This is a genomic window from Clostridium coskatii (genome assembly GCF_001675205.1).
Taxonomy (GTDB): domain Bacteria; phylum Bacillota; class Clostridia; order Clostridiales; family Clostridiaceae; genus Clostridium_B; species Clostridium_B ljungdahlii.
Genome location: NZ_LROR01000038.1, coordinates 1 through 19,346, shown reverse-complemented (window position 1 = coordinate 19,346; position 19,346 = coordinate 1). Strand labels below are relative to the sequence as shown.

Sequence of the window (19,346 nt, the reverse complement as noted above, 5' to 3'; positions counted from 1 at the left end):
ACTAAAAATGAAAAATAAGAAATTGACTTTACTTGTAACTGCAGTAGTTTTAACAGCGTCATTTTTTTCTGGATGCGGAGGCAGCAAGCAGGCTTCAACCGGTAAAAATGGGAAATTGCAAGTTATTAAAACCTGGAGCAGGACAGATTGTACAGCTGCACCGGTTATAGTGGCAGATAAGCTTGGGTATTTTAAAGACCAGGGGTTAAAAGTAGAATACACTGGAGATACTCAGCCAGCTCAACGACTGCCTTCAATACTAAATGGGAATAATGATTTTGGAGATGCACATCCTAATAATTTAGCTATTGCAGCACAAGGAGGAGCAAAATTAAAAGCTGTGGCAAGATCTATCGTTGAACCGCCAGAAAGTGTTACAGACACCCATCTTCAACATATGTGGTGGATAAGTAATAAAAATGGTCCTATAAAGACATTAGCAGATATTAATAAATATCCCGGAAAAGTTAAAGTGGGAACTAATTCTAGAAACTCTTGTGTAGATTATTTATCTGATATATTATTTGCTAAAAATAACATATCTTTAGATAAAATTGAATGGGTTCAAATGCCTGATATAGAACAGGTTTTAGCTTTAAAGAAACAACTTATTCAAATTGCTGTAGTCCATCCACCATACTATAAATCTATTGAAGATAGCAAAATAGGAAATATACTTACTACAAGCCGTCCTATAGATGGTGAGAATGGAGGGACTTATCTCTATTATTTTTCAGATAAATTTATAAAACAACATCCGGATGAAGTTGCAAAATTTGTAGTGGCAATTAAAAAGGCTGAGAGATATATAAACAAAAGTATACCTGATCCAAAAGAACGTGCAAAAGTTAACCAGTGGACAGCAGATGCTATAGGAGTGCCTGTAAGTGCAAATCACTATTATGCAGATAATGGAACAATAAAAGATTCTGATATTAAAGAATGGATAGATGGAAGTATTAAAAGTGGGGCACTTCCTAAAAATTCAAAGGTTAAAGTTAGTGATATAGTAACCCATGATTTTGACAAATATGCAAATCTGGGATCACAGCCAAATTATATAGCTAAGTAGCCTGTATTCAATTTAATGTTTATGAGGGGGAATTTTAAATGAGCAAAGTAATTGAAAAATCAAAACCTGAAGATTTAAATAAAAAACGTGATTACAACTATAAAATTGTAATCAATGGTATAAGAAAAGTTTATAATGTAAAATCTCAAAATGGCCAGAAAGCTGAAGAATTTTTAGCACTTGATAATTTTAATCTGAGAGTAAAAAAGGGTGAATTTATAACAGTAGTGGGACCAAGTGGTTGTGGAAAATCAACTTTTTTAGATATTTTGGCTGGATTGTCAAAGCCTACATCGGGGAAAGCCTATATAGATGGCAAGTTAATTACAGGTCCAGCTCTTGATAGGGGCATTATCATGCAGGGATATGCATTATTTCCATGGAGAACTGTAGAAAAAAATATTGAATTTGGACTTGAAGTAAAAGGAATACCAAAACAAGAAAGACGTGAAATTAGTAAAAAATTTATAGATTTAGTAGGATTGAATAGTTTTGAAAATAGGTATCCTCATGAACTGTCAGGAGGAATGAAACAAAGGGTGGCAATTGCAAGGGCACTAGCTTATGATCCGGAAGTTTTACTTATGGATGAACCTTTTGCAGCAGTAGATGCACAGACGAGAGAATTACTTCAAGAGGAGCTGCTAAATATATGGGAAAAGACAAATAAAACTATTGTATTTATAACTCACAGCATTGAAGAAGCAGTATTTTTAGCGGATAGGGTAGTGGTTATGGAAGCTAATCCAGGTAGAATAAAGGAAATTATTAATATAAACATTCCAAGACCTAGAAGCAGTATTAATGTAAGAATGTCTCAGGAGTTTAATTCTAATAGAAATAAGATATGGGAGCTGCTCCACAGCAAGGATAATAAAAACAATTTAAATAGTGGAATTAAACTGGAAGCTTCTATATGAATTTAAAATAATGGGAGTGTTTGGATGAATAGAACAGAAAAATATAGTAATTGCTTTCAATATTATATTTTAAAATATTTAGGGGTCATGTTGATTTTATTACTGTGGCAGCTTTTACCTTCAGAGGGGATTTTGGATTCTCAATTTGTCCCCCCTCTTTCTAAAGTATTAGTTCAGTTGTGCAACCTGTGGGTTTACAATGGATTATTTATTCATATTATGGTAAGTCTTTGGAGGGTTATTGTAGGGCTTTTAATAGCTATAGTAATTGCAGTACCCTTGGGATTTTTACTTGGAGGCTGGTTTACACATGCTGCAGATATTTTAGATCCACTTTTTAGAATATTTTCACAGGTAAATCCTTTTTCTCTAATGCCCATATTTATCTTATTTTTTGGAATAGGCGAAAGTGCTAAATTGGCAGTAGTTGCCTGGGTTTGTATGTGGCCGGTTTTATACAATACAATAGCAGGTGCAAGAAGAGTTGATCCTATTTTAATTAAAACTGCTCTGTCTATGAAAGCATCAAACTGGCAGATGCTAACAAAAGTAATGCTGCCCGGGGCAGGACCTTCTATTTTTTTAGGACTTAGAGTAGGAGTGGAAATGTCATTTTTTATGCTGATTGGAGCTGAAATGGTAGGAGCTACTGCCGGTGTAGGCTGGTTTTTTCACAATTCTGCAATGAACAATCAGATTCCCAGAATGTATGCTGCCGGAATATGCATTGTTATTTTAGGGCTAGCTCTAAATAGATTTTTAATATACATTCAAAATAAGATGTTTTTCTGGAAAGAATCACCCCATGTATTTAGTTTTACTAAGTGGAAAAATACTATAACTAAATTTAGCAGAATTCAAATAACAGCTGTAACTATTACAATGCTTGTAATCATAGGTATTGGAAGTTTTGAAGTGCAGGTTGCCAAAATTACAGACAGCAGAAGTAATTTGAACATGCACATGAACACGGACACAGAAAAAGGCATGCATATGGATATGAGTAAAGATAAAAATATGCATATGAGTAAATAAGATTTTCGGGAGAAGTGATTCAATGAAATTTAAGAAGGATACTTTGTATAAATTTACTACAATATTTGCATTCCTTGCTTTATGGGAAATCATAAGTAGAATGCAAATAGTAAATCCATTATTTATTCCACCATTTACTAGTGTGCTTGTAACATTAAAGGATATGTTCATATCTGAAGATCTTATGGCAAGTGTAGGTATAAGTGCTGAAAGAGCTTTAGTAGGTTTTATTATATCAATTATAATTGGAATACCTCTTGGTTTTTTATTAGGAGGTTGGTTTTCCAAATTGAATCTAATAACAGAACCTGTTATAGAAATATTTTCACAGATAAACCCATTTATATTGTTTCACATTTTCCTTTTGATTTTAGGAATAGGAGAAATTACTAAAATAGCAGTGATTACATGGACATGTACCTGGCCTATAATGTTTAATACAATATATGGTATTAGGAATATGGATACTTTAATATTGAAAGCTGCGAAAGCATTTGGACTTGGAAAATGGAGGCTCTTTTCTAAAGTAATCATGCCGTCAATTTTACCTTCGGTTTTTGTGGGAATAAGAATTAGCGCAGGTTATTCCTTTTTTATGTTGATTGCAGCAGAAATGATGGGAGCAAAATCAGGATTAGGTTGGTTAATCTTGAATAACCAGGAAAACTATGCTATCAGAAAAATATTTGCGGTAGCAATTGTCATAGCTTTTCTTGGATTATTTATAGATACTATAATAAAGTTTATTGAAAATAAATTTGTAGTAAATAAAAGTGAAAGGATTTTTAATGGTATCAATTTAAATATATAAATTTTAAGGATATAAAAGAAGGTGTAATTAATGAAATTTGATTTAAAAACTTCTGTAGTAAAAACTCGAGAAGAACGCCTTGGAACTATAGTTGGCTGGAAAACGGGAAAAGCTTCAGAACTTTCTAGGGACTCTGCCTTTACATGTGCAGGCTGTAAAGGTAATGGAGGAAAGAGATTGTGTGAGGACATAGGCCCTTTTACTCAAGGATCTGCTTGTAGTGAACAGATGGTAGAATGCCAGGCTGGAGATGTAAGAGATGCAGTTTTAGTTCAGCATGCTCCAGTAGGCTGTGGAGTAAGTCAGGTGAATAATAATTCCATATATCGTAATGGTCTTGCAATTAGAAATTTACCTGTGGAAAATATAAAGATAATTAATACTAATATAAAAGAAACTGATATGGTATTTGGTGCACTTAATAAATTAGAGCAATCTATAAGAGATGCCTGGAATAGGCATCATCCTAAAGCAATTTTTGTTGGAACTTCCTGTGCTGCGGGAATTATTGGAGAAGATATAGATAGCGTAACAAATAAGTTGCAGGAAGAACTTAAAATACCCATTATTCCTATGTATTGTGAAGGTTTCAGATCAAAGCATTGGAGCACAGGATTTGATGCTACTCAGCACGGAATTTTAAGGCAAATAGTTAACAAACATCCTAAAAAGCAAGAAGATTTAGTCAATGTAATTAATCTATGGGGAAGTGATGTTTTTACTCCTATGCTTGCAGAGCTTGGACTTAGGGTTAATTATGTTGTAGATATGGCAAAAGTTGAAGAATTACAACAGCTTTCTGAAGCAGCTGCAACTGTTGGGTTTTGTTATACATTATCATCTTATTTAGCTGCTGCCCTGGAAGAACAATTTGGCGTCCCTGAGGTAAAGGCTCCTCAGCCTTATGGTATTGCAGGAACAGATGCTTGGATAAGGGAACTTGCAAGAGTTACTCATAGGGAAGAGAAGGCAGAAGCCTATATAGAAAAAGAACACAAAAGAATAGCACCAAGACTTGAGAAACTTAGAAAACTTTTAAAGGGTAAAAAAGGTTATGTGGCTACAGGTTCCGCTTATTCTCATGGACTTATTGAAGTGCTTAGGGAACTTGGAGTTGAAGTAGACGGATCTCTTGTATTTCATCATGATCCTGTGTATGATAGTCATGATCCTAAAGAGGATTCTTTAAAATTTTTAGTAGACAACTATGGTGAGGTGAAAAAATTTAGTGTAAGTAATAGGCAGCAATATCAATTTTGTATATTACTTAAAGATGCCAATCCAGATTTTATTCTCATAAGACATAGTGGACTTGCATCTCTAGCTTCTCGCATGGGAATTCCAGCAGCTCCACTGGGAGATGAACATCATGCTGTAGGTTATCAGGGAATTTTAAATCTAGGTGAAACTATACTTGAAATACTTTCACATAAAAAATTTCACCAGGATTTGGCTGCACATGTCAAATTGCCTTATACAAAGTGGTGGTTGAGCCAGAAGGATCCTTATGTGCTTGAAAAAGAAAATTAATTTTATATAAAGCCACTAGTCATTTAAGCTGGTGGTTTATTTTTAATATTTCAATAGAATTGCAGAAGGAAATTTAACTAAAAAGCTAGAAATTGGTTTGGAGAAGATCATTTAAATTAGAATAATGTATAATAAAAAAAGAAATGGAAATGATACTATTTTATTAAAAGTTCATTTCCATTTTTCTATGCTGTTGAATTTTTATTTTTTAGCAGCACTGCTGTTAAAAACTTTTAATTCTGAGGTTACAGAAATCAGTTCCTTTCCAAGCCTTTCAACTTTAGTTAGCTCACTTTTGCTTAGTTTATTTTTGGTTTCAATACCTATAACATCAGGAAAAAGAGGTGCATAAATTTTAAAATCTCCTAAGCTTGGAAATGCAGCTTTAAATTTACAGTACAATCCTTTTACAGTGGTATCTGGATTTAGTGCTAAAGTTTTTATATTATCAGGCAAATTAGGTTCAGAAGGAACACTGTCAGATAATATTGCATCATAGGGCTTAAAATGAAATTTTATGTCAGCCTCTCGAATATTCATAATTCTAGGGATAACATTTTGTTTAATATATTTATTAATTTTGCCATTTTCATCTCCAATATAAAAATCAACAAACCAAGGTCTTATGTTATCCTGCCACACCCTAATTTTTATATTAGGAAAGTTATATTTAGCGAAATGCTCATAATAAAGCCTAGTTCCCACAGGATTCACCTCCTTGCAATAAAAGCTCATATATTATTGAAGACTATCCAAATTATAAGGGGTTTCTTGATATACATAGTAATTCAGCCAGTTTAGAAATAAAAGGTTGGCATGACTTTTCCAGGTTGCTCTAGGCTGTTTTGCTGTATCATTAGCAGGAAAATAATTTTTCGGAATTTCTATGGGCAGATTAGCTGCTACGTCTCTATCATATTCTGATTTTAATGTTAAGGTATCATATTCAGGATGCCCTGTTACAAAAATTTGACGGCCACCTTTTGTTGACATTATATAGACTCCGGCATCTTTTGATTCTGAAAGTATTTCTAATTCAGGTACTTTTTCAATATCTTCTTTTTTTACACAGGTATGCCTTGAATGAGGTGCGTAAAATATATCGTCAAATCCTCTAAGTAACTGTGTATTTTCTTCATTTATTATATGTGGAAAAATACCAAACATTTTTTTATCTAAAATATATTTTGGAATACCAAAATGGTGGTAAAGTCCGGCCTGAGAACCCCAACATATGTGCAGTGTTGAATATACATTTTTTTTACTCCAGTCCATTATTTCAGTTAATTCATCCCAATAGTCAACATCTTCAAATTTCAGCTTTTCAACAGGTGCTCCTGTTATTATCATGCCATCAAATTTTCTGCCCTTTATTTCATCAAAAGTTTCATAATACTTGAGAAGGTATTGTTCTGAAGTATTTTTTGATCTGTGAGATTTAGGATACATTAATGTTATATCAACTTGAATAGGGGAATTACTAAGCAACCTTAAAAGTTGTACTTCCGTAACGGTTTTAACCGGCATTAGATTCAATATGACTATATTAAGTGGTCTTATATCTTGTTTTAATGCACGTTTTTCATTCATTACAAATATGTTTTCAGCCTTCAGTGTTTTAGAGGCTGGAAGATCGTTAGGTATATTTATTGGCATAAAAAATCCTCCTTTATATATAATGCCTTAATCAAATAAAAATCTTATTTTGGATATTTAAGTAGTGAACAGCTATACAAAGGAATAGGTTAATTTAAATAATTTGTATAATAAAAAAGCTGTCTTCATAAGAAAAACAACTTTTAATACTAATTATATAAACTATTTTCCTTATCTTTCAGAAATAATCTGCTGGAATTAACACCATACATTCAAATGAAAAATGTTGGTTGTCGGGTTTCATAGGGCCAGTCCCTCCGCCGCTCTTGATAAGATTTAAATTGATTTTATTTAGTTTATTATATAATATAATAAAATTAGATTTTTGTCAAATACAAGCATTTCAATGCCTATAAATAATTTGAAAATTCATAACAATGAAGAAAAAGAAATGTTGGTAAATGACTAATTCTGTGGTACAATAAAAATTAATATGTCATGCTGTTTGTAGTGCTTAGATAGCATGATATATAAAAGCAATATTCAGTTATAATATTAATAAATCAAAGAGGGGGATATTTGATTATGGAATCAAAGTTAGAAAAAAGGTATGGCCTTATTACGGCTATAGCCATGGTTATCGGAATTGTTATAGGTAGTGGTGTATTTTTTAAAGCAGAAAAAGTTTTAACTGCAACAGGAGGAAATCTTACACTTGGTATATTGGCCTGGGTTATAGGTGGTATTATTATGATTTCTTGTGCCTATACTTTTGCTGTAATGGCAACTAAGTATCAATATGTAAACGGTGTAGTAGATTATGCGGAAGCTACTTTGGGCAAAAAGTATGCATATTATGTTGGGTGGTTTATGGCACTCATTTACTATCCGACATTGACGTCAGTATTAGCATGGGTTTCGGCTAGATATACTTGTGTATTACTTGGATTCTCAATTACAGGTGGAGAGTGTATGACTATTGCAGGTCTATATTTGATAGCAAGTTTTGCATTAAATTCACTGTCACCAATTTTAGCAGGTAAATTTCAGGTTAGTACAACTATTATAAAGCTTATTCCACTAGCTTTAATGGCTGTAATTGGAACCGTTGTAGGTGTGGGTAATGGCATGATTGCATATAATTTTACAACAGTAGTAAAAGAAGTCAATACTTCTAATGCACTATTTACAGCTGTTGTTGCTACAGCTTTTGCTTATGAAGGATGGATCATTGCTACAAGTATTAATGCTGAGTTAAAAGATGCAAAGAAAAATCTTCCATTGGCTCTTGTTGGAGGAACTTTTGTAATTATGATTATTTACATACTCTATTATGTAGGACTAGCTGGAGCAGTAACAAATAAGGTTATGATGGCTGGCGGTGAAGCAGGAGCTAAGTTAGCTTTTCAGACAGTTTTTTCATCAGTAGGTGGTTCACTGCTGTTTGTATTTGTTATTATTTCTTGCCTTGGAACTTTAAATGGATTAATGCTTGGATGTACTCGAGGTATTTATTCTTTAGCAGCAAGGAATATTGGACCAAAACCAGATGTATTTAAGCAAGTTGATAATGTAACAAATATGCCTACTAATTCATCTGTATTTGGACTGCTTCTTTGTGGTATATGGTTATTATACTTTTATGGAGCTAACTTAACAAAGCCTTGGTTTGGATTTTTCTCTTTTGATTCTTCCGAATTACCTATAGTTACTATTTATGCATTGTATATTCCTATTTTTATTATGATGATGAAAAAAGAAAAAGATTTAAACTCATTTAAGAGATTTATAGCACCTATTATTTCTCTAGCTGGATGTATTTTTATGATAATTGCTGCTTGCTTTTCTCATAAAATGGAGGTTGTTGCATATCTGATCGTTTTTGCAGTTGTAATGATTTTTGGGGCTGCGTTTTCTAAAGAAAAAATTGCGGAATAAGAATAACAATAGAATTGAATGCGTAAAGAAAAGATATAAAAGCAAAGGGTTAAAGTGTTTAGCCCTTTGTTTTTATATTTTTTGATATCTATATTAAAAAAGGTATTGACATAAGCATATGTTAGTATTATTATGTTAATAACAAATAGTTAATAACACATTTTAAACATGTAGGTGATAATATGGATAAAAAGCAATTTCAAAATGAAAAAGAAATTTTAGAAAAAGATTTTCTAAAAAAAGATGAAAACTATAGATCATCTAAATTTAATAATATCTTTTAGGAGGAGTAAAATTATGTTTGGATTTAAATTTATAAAATTTCAACCAAGTGAGTATGTGTTAAAGTATAGAAACGGTAAAATTGTAAGGGAAGGTGCTGGAATATCATTTTATTATTATGCTCCAACTACTTCAATTGTTCTTGTTCCTGTTGGAAGTGTGGATTCACCTTTTATTTTTGAAGAAGTTACTTCAGATTTTCAGACGGTTACAGTTCAAGGGCAGGTTACTTTTAGAATTGTCGATCAAAAGAAAATTGCAGGAGTTTTAAATTATACATTTGATATGAAGAAAGGAAAGGGATATGTTTCCGATGATCCTCAAAAACTTCCGCAGAGGGTAATAAATATTGTAAGGGTGCTAACTAAAAAGACAATCGAGAATTTGGAGCTAAAGGATGCTATTAAATCAAGTGAAGTGCTTGCAAGTGAGATATTGAGTAAGATTAAAAAAAGTGAGGAGATAGAACTTCTTGGAATTGAGATACTTGGACTTTCAATATTAAATATTGTTCCAAATAAAGAAACTGCAAGGGCATTAGAAGCTCAGACAAGAGAGCAAATCTTGAAAAAAGCAGATGAAGCTATTTATGAGAGAAGAAATGCTTCAATTGAACAGGAAAGACGTGTAAAGGAAAATGAATACAATACGGAGATAGCAGTTGAAAACAAGAAAAAACAAGTTAGAGAAACCCAACTTGAAGCAGAGAGAACTTTCCAGCAAAAGCAAAATGAACTCAAACAAGAAAAGATGAATTTTGAAACTGCACTTGAAGAAAAAAAGAGATCACTTGTTGACATTTCTGTAAAAAATTCAAAGGTTAGAGCTGATGCAAAAGCTTATGAATTGTCAGCTGTTATGAAGTCGTTAGAAGGAATAGATTCTAATGTAATACAATCTCTTGCAAGCATTGGAATGCAGCCAAATAAATTAGCAGCACTTGCCCTTCAAGAACTAGCAGAGAATGCAGGAAAAATTGGACAGCTCAATATATCACCCGATCTTTTTCAAGAAATACTTAAAGGGAGAAATTAGTTATGGTAAGATTAACTGAAAATAAGATAGTTATAATAAAGAGAAAGACAGGACTTGAAGAATTAATTGCAAGATATAATACAATTGAACAAGCAAAGTTTTATATCGAACATCTTGGAAGTGACTTTTCAGATTATGTCACTGAAGATAAAATTTATAAACAAGCTGTATCTAAAGCTCAAAGTCAACTTGAAGAATTAGGCAGAACTCAAATTGTGGATAGGGATTTTGTACCTAACTTTATATTTGGGGGTAATGATTTAGTGGTAGTTATAGGACAAGATGGTCTTGTGGCAAATACTTTAAAGTATCTTTCAAATCAGCTTTTAATTGGTGTAAATCCTGATCCTTCAAGATGGGATGGAGTGCTTCTTCCATTTAAAGTTCATGATCTTAAATTGGTTGTTAAAGATGTTTTTAATGTAAAAAGACAAGTTAAAGAAGTTTCCATGGCGAAAGCAGCTTTAAATGATGGACAGAGTATTTATGCTGTAAATGACTTGTTCATAGGACAAAAAAGTCATGTATCTGCTAGGTACAGTATAAAGTTAGGAAACGATGAAGAACATCAATCTTCAAGTGGAGTTATTGTATCTACAGGTCTTGGTTCAACAGGGTGGCTCAAAAGTATACTTACAGGTGCTGCAAATATTATAAATAGCACATCAAATTCAGATCTTAAAACCAAACAAAAAAATAATCCAGCTTGGGATATTGATTATTTGTACTTTTCTGTACGAGAGCCTTTCCCAAGTAGAACTACAAAAGCAGATATAGTTTTTGGGAGAATTAAAAAAGGATCTCAACTAAAGATATCATCTCAAATGCCTGAAAATGGAGTCATATTCAGTGATGGCATTGAAAGTGACTACCTCAAATTTAACTCTGGTATAGAAGCCACAATCACACTTGCTGAAAAAAAGGGCCATCTAGTTATATGATTTTATGAAACTCTAAGTAGAAAAAAATGATTTATTAACTTCCGGAAGTTTAATTTAGTCTTTAAAATTAAAGAGCATATTCTTTAGGTGGATTACCTGAAAAATCGGCTATTACAGCTTTTGCGTCTTTAAGATAAAAAATTTCAAAAATAGGGTTTTCTGCTGACTTGTAAAGTGATTTTACTAGACTACTGTTCTCTATAATAGCTTTTTTAGTTTCCATATCATTTGAAAACACAACTTTACCATTTAATCTTATCCATGCAAATTTTGGACTTGATGTTGAAATTTCAACATAGGGACATTTTTGAAGTTGGGCAAAAACGTCTTTTTTATTGTTTGTGCAGAAATATAGATTTCCTTCTTTCTCAAGCATAAATTGGAAAGGACGTACTTTGGGTTTACCGTCTAATCCTACAGTTGCAAAATATTGCACTGGATTTTCTTTTAAAAATTTTACTACTTCGTTCATGTTAATGAACCTCCTTCAAAATTGAACTTGCAATTTGCTACTTACAAATTTATAATAATATTCATAATATCAAATGTAAAGTAAGCACTTAAAAGTACTGTAGTTACCTAAAGTATACTATTGTGTGCTTATAACACTTTTAAAGGAGAAACTTTTATGGATAAAAAAGATTTGCCTGCATGTCCAGTTGAAACTACACTCTCACTCATAGGTGATAAGTGGAAAGTTTTAATCATTAGAGATTTGCTTACAGGTACCAAAAGATTTGGAGAATTAAAGAAGTCGGTTGGAAGTATTTCACAAAAAGTTTTGACTCAAAATCTAAGACAGATGGAGCAAGATGGTCTTGTAAATAGAAAAGTATATGCCGAGGTTCCACCTAGAGTTGAGTATTCACTGACAAGCCTTGGATTCAGTTTAAAGCCAATACTAGATGTCATGTGGAGTTGGGGAGAAGAATATAAGAAATGTAGTGTAGGTAATCACTTATGCTAATTGAAAATATTATTTTACTTATACTTATTTTGCTTTTATATATAATAGTATGGTATTACGTTGGAAGAAAAGTAAAAGAGGTATTTTTAAAGAAAAATAAAAATTTAAAAAAGAGATTGTACTGGATTACATTTTGGTTTATAGCTTTTTCTTATGTTATAAGTTCTATATTTAAAAGTGTTGTATCAGTAAACAACATATTAGCTTCTCTATTAACACTAATAGGAGCAGTATCCCTAGGCATTTTTTATTATTTACTTATATTGTTTATACTCACGGATGTGGTAAAATTTGTTTTAAAAAAAGTAGGATTTAAGGGGAGAATTAGAAATTATATAAGCGCCATATATAATGACGGAATTTCAATTTTTATAATAGTTTTAATTATTTTTTCCTTTGGCATGTGGAATGCCCTTCATCCGGTCGTAACAAATTATAATATAGATATAAATAAAAGTGCAGGTAAAATAAATTCACTAAACGTGATAATGGTGTCAGATGTACACATGGGTATAATGATTAAGGAAAAAGGCATTGATAAAATGGTGAATTCCATAAATAAATTAAAACCTGACATAGTTTTCTTTTGTGGAGATATGGTTGATGAAAGTACAACTACAAAGTTGAAGAAATATTATGGACAAGCTTTTAAAAGGATAAACTCAAAGTATGGTGTATATTACATTACAGGAAATCATGAATATGGAGAAAATTTATCTGAAACAATTAGTTATATGAATGAAGCAAAAGTTAAAGTACTGCAGGATAAGGCAGTTAAAATAGACAATAGTTTTTACGTGGTAGGTAGAAAGGATGCTGATAGTGGCGAAAAGATAAAATCGCTAAACGAAATTTTGAAAAATACAGACAAATCCCTACCTATTATAGAATTAAATCATAGACCGGTGGGCCTTGAGGAAGCTCATAAGGAAAATGTGGATTTACAGCTTTCAGGACATACTCATAAGGGGCAAGTTTTCCCCAATAATCTTATGACAAAGCTTATTTATGAAGATGACTATGGATACCTTAAAAAGGACAATTTTAATTTAATAGTTACTTCTGGTTATGGAACCTGGGGACCTCCCATAAGAATTGGAACAAAAGGTGAAATAGTAAACATTAAAATTAAGTTTAAGCACTAGAGGTGCATGAATTATGAGTAAGAAAAATGAGACAAGTAAAACATATATTTTACTTGCCTCATTTTTATTTAGGGGGAATTAAGTTAACCATGCGTAATTTATTGTGAACTTAAGGTAGAATGGCAAATGAACGAACAGGGAAACCGGGTGCTTTTTGAGCTTTGGGAACTATGCTGAAGATTATTGCTCCAGTTGGAGGTACTTTGTCCAAATTGGTCATAACTTCAATTTGATAATGATCTTCTTTTAATACATAATATTCTCCCTGAAATCCAGTTGTTTTTTGTTCTATTGGTGCATCTGTATCAAAGGTTTCATGTCCATTTGCTGCTATTTTACGAGTTTCATATAAGAACTTGAGTGCATCAATGGACCATCCAGGATAATGCTCGTCACCATTTTTGTCAAGATTTAAAAGTTTATCTTGATCCGGCCACCTTTTACTCCAGTCAGATCTAAATGCTACAAAAGAACCTTCTGGTATTTTACCATATTTCTTTTCCCATTCTAAAATGTCATCTACTGTAAGTACGTAGTCATCATTTTCTTTTACTTTCTCTGAAAGATCTATAACCACAAGAGGTAAAACAAGTTCTTGAAGTTCTAATTCATCAATGTATCTTCCACCTTCTGCAAAATGCACTGGAGGATCAAGGTGAGTTCCATATTGTCCTGCAAATGTATATTGTTTTACAAAGAAACCATCCTTGTGAGTGAAAATAGTTTCAAATTTTGCAGGATTAAAGCTTGCAAATCTTGGAGTGTCCGGTCCAAATTCATGGGTAAGATCTACCCATTGGTGTTTTTTTAAATCACTTAAAGTATTCCATAAACTATTAGTCATAATATATAATCTCCTTCTAAATTAAATAATATATTAATTAGCAACCTTCTCTTTAGAGGCTGCAGGTAAAACCGAACTTTTTTTATAAATAGAAGTAATACTAAAACCTACTATTATCCATGCCAAAACTATATAAGGGAATATATTATTAGGAAAGGCTGGTATAGGATAAATATTTGAATAAAAGGTAAATGCTAAAACGAGTAGAGCTATAACTGGTATAATAAGCTGCCATGTCCATATTTTTTTCTTCCCAAAATATATAAGTGAACCCAAACTTGTTATAAAGTAAGCAACAAGTAAGGCAAGTGCACCTATTGTTCCTATATATCCAAATACTTCTACTCCATCATGTCTAAAAAGTGCTAAAACAGGAATTATTATTATTGCAAGTATGATGTTTAAAGCTACATAAGGAGTATGGTGTTTAGGGTGTACACTAGAAAAAATTTCTGGAACATTACCATCTTTGCTCATTGAATATAAAAGCCTTGAACCTGCAGTCATAGATCCTAAAGCAGTTGAAAAAGCAGAAATACTGATAGCCAGCGTAATTAATATAGTAAATACACTTCCTATATAATTTTTAGAAAGATCTACTATAGTAGATGAGGACTTGGTTAGTGTCCCTATTCCTGAAGCCGATACTCCAAATCCTATAACCTCAGCATAACTTACGAATACGAATATAAGTCCGGTTACAACAACTGTACTTGCAATTGCAAGAGGTATTGATTTTTTAGGATTTTTACTTTCTTCACCAAGACTTGATGCTCCTTCAAAACCACCAAAGCATAGTATTGCATATACGATTCCAGTACCATAATTTGAGAATTTATTTCCATTTCCTTTAAAAGGAACTAAACTTAATCCTTTTGTTGAACCAACTTTTACAAGAATGACTACTGAAAGCAATATTACGAGGAGAATTGATACAGCTTCTATGACAAGCATAATGTTTGTACTTAATTTTACATCGGTATAGGATACAAACCATATAAATACCTCACAAATCAATGCAAATATAATCCAGGATATGCTTACTCCAGTTAATTCTTTAATAAAGCTAGAAAAAAGAGATCCAAAAGCAGAAGAACATCCAGCAGAAAATCCTATATAGGTAAGAAGCAGAGCCCATCCTGATATTGAAGCAGCTTTTTTGCCTAAAGATCTTTCTGTAAATGTATAAACCGAACCTGCAGATGGAAAATATTCATTGAATTTTATAAAAGATACAGCTACAAAGCCCATTAATATAGTTGATATAACAAATACTGCACTTACAGAGTAAGATACTGTTGATGCCATAAGTCCTACATTCATTGACATAGCAAAAGTAGGTGCTATTATTGCAACTGAAAGAGCAATAACTTCTACAAAATTAAGTTGATTTTTTTTAAGGGCATTAATGCCTTTAGAGTTTTCTTTACTCATACTGTTCACTCCTTAGCGAATAGGGTTTTATTCATATTTTTATCAATCAAATGGAAATCTTATCAGAATATTTGATTTGCGCAAATCGAATGGTTTATCTTATAAAAAAAAAGGTCATTTTTCTATAAGATAAGAAAAATGACCTTTTAATATCATGATATTAAAAATCAATTATCTCATCTATCAGAAATAATCTGCAGGAATTAACACCAATACATTCAAATGAAAACAAATGAAAATGCTGGTTGTTGGGTTTCATAGGGCCAGTCCCTCAACCTCTCTTGATAAGATTTTATTTAATTTAATTAGTAGTATACTACCAAGATTGCCCTGTTGTCAATAGTTTTTTTGAAAGATTAAAGTCGAAAAAATTTAATTTATTGACACTTTATAATGAAGGAAATGATGTATTTGCAAGATATTATTATAGTTCTATAATGCCTAAGAGTAAAATTATTATTTACTATATATTGCGTAAGAGGATAAAAAAGTTTTTATTGACAAAGAAAATAAAAGATTGTATATTATATATAAATTATTTTACATGTTTGCTGATTGACTAGAAAAACTAGAAATTAGCATTTAAAGTTTATAATCGAATAAAGAATTCTTATCTAGAGTGACGGAGGGACTGGCCCTATGATGTCCAGCAACCTGAATACAATGTACTGTATTCAACGGTGCTAATTCCAGCAGGAGAAACCTGAGAGATGAGAAAAGTATAGAATATAACTTCTTACATTTTCTCTGTGAGGAGTTTTTTATTTTTTAAACTTGTTTTGTTGTAGGATACAAAATAGAATAGTATAATTACGCATTGGTTGACTAGAAAAACTAGAGACCAAGTTTCATTTATTTATAGAGAAAACTCTATATTTATGAAGCTTGGTCTTTTTTATTTACTAAAAATATTAATATATGGGAGGTGCAAAATCAAAGAATAAAAACCAATAAAAGTCTATATTTCAAAAAAGGAGAGTATAAAAATGAGAAAAAAAATAAGTACTATAATTTTAGCGCTATTTACAATAGCTGCTGTTGCTTTCACCGGGTGTTCCCAGGACAGTGGAAATACTTCAAATAATTCTAAATCACAGAGTTCCCAAAATACTCAAAATAGCAGTAGTAAAAGATCAGGCAGCACAAAAGTTCCATCTAAAATTTCTAGTAAGCAGATAAAGATAATGGTAATTCGTAAAATAGGTGGAGATGACAATACAGCACAATACTTAGCAGGTGTAAAGCAGGAAGGGGAAAGTTTAGGCTTTAAAGTGGACACTTTTAGTGCCAATGGAGATAGTGTAAAATTTCATGATGCCATAAGTCAGGCACTTCAAAAAGACTATGATGGTTTTATAATATCCCATGGTGATGATAGTGCTACTGTAGATGATGTTAAAAAAATTATAGCTAAAGGCAAGCCAGTAGTAACTTTTGATTCTAATCCTGAAGTAGCAAAGGTAGAAGGTGTTACTATAACAGAACAGGATGATGAAACTTTAGCACTCACTTCCTTTAAAAAATTAGTTCAAGACCATAACGGCAAGGCAAATATAATATATCTTTGGGTTGATGGATTTGCACCAATGGTAAATAGAAATAGAATGTATAAGGCAATGCTTGAGAAATATCCTGATATAAAAGAAGTTGAAAGATTTGGAGTAGCATCATCTGATACCTCAGTTCAGACACAAAACGCAGTAACTGCAATGCTTGCAAAACATCCAAAAGGAACTATTGATGCTATATATGCTTCATGGGACGCTTTTGCAATAGGTGCAACTAGGGCAGTTAAAGAAGCCGGACGTAATGAAATAAAGGTATACGGTATAGATGTATCAAATGCAGACCTTCAGGCAATTCAAGATAAAAACAGTCCATGGGCAATTACAACAGCTGTAGATCCGAAGCTTATAGGTGATGTAGATGTAAGACTTCTTACTAAAAAGATAGCAGGAGAAAAAACACCAAAATATTACGATCTTCAAGCATCATCCGTGGAAAAAGATCAAATAGTAAATTCAGGTACTGCTGTCAACATGGAGAACTTATCAAAATTAATTCCAAGCTGGGGCAAATCAGATGCTTTTGAAGAGCCATGGATGGATACTTTGAAAAGTCAGCATAGCAGTAAATAAAATATGAATTTGAAAGTAATTTGGAAGGTGTGTATATGGATACGAACAGAGGTACATTTTTAAACATGAAAGATATTTCAATAGAATTTCCAGGAGTAAAGGTACTGGATAAAGTTAATTTTTCTACTAACGCAGGTAGGGTACATGCTATCGTAGGGGCTAATGGAGCTGGTAAATCTACACTTATGAAGATTCTGTCTGGAGCTTATGCAAATTATACTGGAGAAATTTTTATAGCTGGAGAAAAAGTTCATATAGGAGAGCCAAAAGATGCAAAAGATCTGGGCATCCAAATTGTGTATCAGGAAGTAGATACTTCACTTATTTCATACTTATCTGTAGCTGAAAATATAATGCTTGATAATATAGTAAACCATATGGGCAAAAAACAGTTTGTAAATTTTAAGAATATAAATGATGGGGCAGAAAAAATTTTAAAAAAGCTTAACATAGAAATTGACACTAAAAAACTCATAAGTGAAATTACCCTTGCTCAGAAGCAGATGGTATTAATAGCCAGAGCCATATCAATGAAGTGCAGGTTCTTAATATTGGATGAACCTACAGCACCTTTAAGTACCTCTGAGATAAAAGAATTATTTAGTATTGTGGATGAACTTAAAAAACAAAATGTAGGAATTATATTTATATCTCATAGGTTGCCTGAACTTTTTTCCATATGTGATGATGTAACAGTTATGAGAGATGGTAAATTTGTAGTGGAAAAACAAATACAAGCTACCAGTCAAAAAGAAATAGTGGGGTATATGCTTGGTAGAAATTTTGAAAATAGCTATAAAAAAAAGCATATTAAGCCGGGAAAAAAATTAGTAGAAATAAAAAATTTAAGTGATGGAGAAAAAGTAAAAGATATAAATATATATGCAAAAAGCGGTGAAATAGTTGGAATAGCAGGACTTGTAGGGGCAGGAAAGACGGAACTTTGCAATGCCATATTTGGAGCATCTAAAACAGTGTCGGGGGATAAAATTATAGATGGTAAAAAGATAAAAATAAAATCTCCCTATGATGCTGTAAATGCAGGTATCGCACTGATACCTGAAGAGAGAAGAAAACAAGGTGTATTTATTGAAGAAAGTATAGCTGTAAATATTACTTCTTCTAGTTTAAATAAGTTCTGTAAATTTAGAAATGTATTGAATGTTGAAAATGAAAATAAAAAGGCAAGAGAAATAATAGAGGATTTAGATATAAAAACTTTGGATGAAAACAAGAAAGTAGGACTTTTATCCGGTGGAAACCAACAAAAGGTGGCTATAGGCAAGTGGCTCGTAAGTGATACTAAAGTTTATATTTTTGACGAACCCACAAAAGGGGTGGATATAGGTGCTAAAAAAGAAATATTTCAATTAATTGAAGGATTAGCTGAAAAGGGGAAATCGATAATTTATGCCAGCTGTGAAATATCTGAGCTCATGGGTATTACAGACAGAATTTATATAATTTATAATGGACGAATAGTAAAGGAACTAAATACGGCAGAAACTAAAGAATCAGATATTTTATATTAGAAGACACTCGAAAAGTAGATGGAAATTCTGAAAAGATATTTAATTAAGCAACTACTTAGAAGTAACTGGAAAACTATTGGCGTACTTTGAAAAGCATATATTGTTACGGGATAAAGGATATAAAAA

The 19,346-nt window shown here is 32.1% G+C and carries 17 protein-coding genes and 3 riboswitches; of the genes, 12 read left to right on the top strand and 5 right to left on the bottom strand.

Going from position 1 to position 19,346, the window contains the following annotated elements:
- Positions 1-7 precede the first annotated feature (7 nt).
- Genes CLCOS_RS07445 through CLCOS_RS07425 form a run of 5 tightly spaced genes read left to right on the top strand, consistent with a single transcriptional unit; the run spans position 8 to position 5,368 of the window.
- On the top strand, positions 8-1,072 hold the full coding sequence (locus CLCOS_RS07445) for an ABC transporter substrate-binding protein (protein ID WP_063600539.1): 1,065 nt from the start codon (positions 8-10) through the stop codon (positions 1,070-1,072).
- 38 nt (positions 1,073-1,110) lie between these two features.
- Positions 1,111-1,992 carry an ABC transporter ATP-binding protein gene (locus tag CLCOS_RS07440; RefSeq protein WP_063600538.1) on the top strand — a complete coding sequence of 294 codons (882 nt, stop codon included), beginning with the start codon at positions 1,111-1,113 and terminating at the stop codon, positions 1,990-1,992.
- A 24-nt stretch (positions 1,993-2,016) separates the two neighbouring features.
- On the top strand, positions 2,017-3,027 hold the full coding sequence (locus tag CLCOS_RS07435) for an ABC transporter permease (RefSeq protein ID WP_063600537.1): 1,011 nt from the start codon (positions 2,017-2,019) through the stop codon (positions 3,025-3,027).
- Positions 3,028-3,049: 22 nt separating this feature from the next.
- On the top strand, positions 3,050-3,838 hold the full coding sequence (locus CLCOS_RS07430) for an ABC transporter permease (protein WP_063600536.1): 789 nt from the start codon (positions 3,050-3,052) through the stop codon (positions 3,836-3,838).
- Positions 3,839-3,868: 30 nt separating this feature from the next.
- Positions 3,869-5,368 carry a nitrogenase component 1 gene (locus tag CLCOS_RS07425; protein ID WP_063600535.1) on the top strand — a complete coding sequence of 500 codons (1,500 nt, stop codon included), beginning with the start codon at positions 3,869-3,871 and terminating at the stop codon, positions 5,366-5,368.
- A gap of 201 nt (positions 5,369-5,569) precedes the next feature.
- Here the strand turns inward: CLCOS_RS07425 and CLCOS_RS07420 are convergent, their stop codons facing one another.
- Positions 5,570-6,073, bottom strand: coding sequence for a hypothetical protein (locus CLCOS_RS07420; protein ID WP_063600534.1), 504 nt, complete (start codon positions 6,071-6,073; stop codon positions 5,570-5,572).
- A gap of 33 nt (positions 6,074-6,106) precedes the next feature.
- Complete coding sequence (gene metA / locus CLCOS_RS07415) at positions 6,107-7,024, bottom strand: homoserine O-acetyltransferase MetA (RefSeq protein WP_063600533.1); 918 nt, start codon at positions 7,022-7,024, stop codon at positions 6,107-6,109.
- A 168-nt stretch (positions 7,025-7,192) separates the two neighbouring features.
- Positions 7,193-7,300: riboswitch (SAM riboswitch) on the bottom strand.
- Positions 7,301-7,549: 249 nt separating this feature from the next.
- On the opposite strand from metA, the gene CLCOS_RS07410 reads away from it, so the two are divergent.
- The 3 genes from CLCOS_RS07410 (at position 7,550) to CLCOS_RS07400 (ending at position 11,160) form a co-directional block, all read left to right on the top strand.
- Positions 7,550-8,902, top strand: coding sequence for an APC family permease (locus tag CLCOS_RS07410; protein WP_063600532.1), 1,353 nt, complete (start codon positions 7,550-7,552; stop codon positions 8,900-8,902).
- Between the two features lie 297 nt (positions 8,903-9,199).
- On the top strand, positions 9,200-10,219 hold the full coding sequence (locus CLCOS_RS07405; protein WP_063600531.1) for an SPFH domain-containing protein: 1,020 nt from the start codon (positions 9,200-9,202) through the stop codon (positions 10,217-10,219).
- Positions 10,220-10,221: 2 nt separating this feature from the next.
- Positions 10,222-11,160 carry a hypothetical protein gene (locus CLCOS_RS07400; RefSeq protein WP_063600530.1) on the top strand — a complete coding sequence of 313 codons (939 nt, stop codon included), beginning with the start codon at positions 10,222-10,224 and terminating at the stop codon, positions 11,158-11,160.
- 67 nt (positions 11,161-11,227) lie between these two features.
- On the opposite strand, the gene CLCOS_RS07395 is transcribed toward CLCOS_RS07400, so the two are convergent.
- Positions 11,228-11,632: a pyridoxamine 5'-phosphate oxidase family protein gene (locus tag CLCOS_RS07395; RefSeq protein WP_063600529.1), complete on the bottom strand. Its 405-nt coding sequence runs from the start codon at positions 11,630-11,632 to the stop codon at positions 11,228-11,230.
- Between the two features lie 156 nt (positions 11,633-11,788).
- Here CLCOS_RS07395 and CLCOS_RS07390 point away from each other — a divergent pair, with 156 nt between their 5' ends.
- Together CLCOS_RS07390 and CLCOS_RS07385 are read left to right on the top strand one after the other, a co-directional pair.
- A complete protein-coding gene (locus CLCOS_RS07390) occupies positions 11,789-12,127 on the top strand; it encodes a winged helix-turn-helix transcriptional regulator (protein ID WP_013239076.1) in 339 nt (112 codons plus the stop codon).
- The gene (locus CLCOS_RS07385) at positions 12,121-13,272 is read left to right on the top strand and encodes a metallophosphoesterase (RefSeq protein WP_063600528.1); all 1,152 of its coding nucleotides are present in this window, start codon (positions 12,121-12,123) and stop codon (positions 13,270-13,272) included. Before CLCOS_RS07390 ends, CLCOS_RS07385 begins: the two co-directional genes overlap by 7 nt.
- Positions 13,273-13,381: 109 nt before the next feature.
- Here the strand turns inward: CLCOS_RS07385 and CLCOS_RS07380 are convergent, their stop codons facing one another.
- Both CLCOS_RS07380 and CLCOS_RS07375 read right to left on the bottom strand, forming a co-directional pair.
- Complete coding sequence (locus CLCOS_RS07380) at positions 13,382-14,116, bottom strand: cyclase family protein (RefSeq protein WP_013239074.1); 735 nt, start codon at positions 14,114-14,116, stop codon at positions 13,382-13,384.
- A 33-nt stretch (positions 14,117-14,149) separates the two neighbouring features.
- The gene (locus CLCOS_RS07375) at positions 14,150-15,550 is read right to left on the bottom strand and encodes an APC family permease (RefSeq protein WP_063600527.1); all 1,401 of its coding nucleotides are present in this window, start codon (positions 15,548-15,550) and stop codon (positions 14,150-14,152) included.
- 173 nt (positions 15,551-15,723) lie between these two features.
- Positions 15,724-15,841, bottom strand: a riboswitch (SAM riboswitch).
- Between the two features lie 316 nt (positions 15,842-16,157).
- A riboswitch (SAM riboswitch) is annotated at positions 16,158-16,267 on the top strand.
- A gap of 269 nt (positions 16,268-16,536) precedes the next feature.
- On the opposite strand from CLCOS_RS07375, the gene CLCOS_RS07370 reads away from it, so the two are divergent.
- Together CLCOS_RS07370 and CLCOS_RS07365 are read left to right on the top strand one after the other, a co-directional pair.
- The gene (locus CLCOS_RS07370) at positions 16,537-17,688 is read left to right on the top strand and encodes a sugar ABC transporter substrate-binding protein (RefSeq protein ID WP_063600526.1); all 1,152 of its coding nucleotides are present in this window, start codon (positions 16,537-16,539) and stop codon (positions 17,686-17,688) included.
- A 35-nt stretch (positions 17,689-17,723) separates the two neighbouring features.
- The gene (locus CLCOS_RS07365) at positions 17,724-19,220 is read left to right on the top strand and encodes a sugar ABC transporter ATP-binding protein (protein ID WP_063600525.1); all 1,497 of its coding nucleotides are present in this window, start codon (positions 17,724-17,726) and stop codon (positions 19,218-19,220) included.
- The last annotated feature ends 126 nt before the right edge of the window (positions 19,221-19,346 follow it).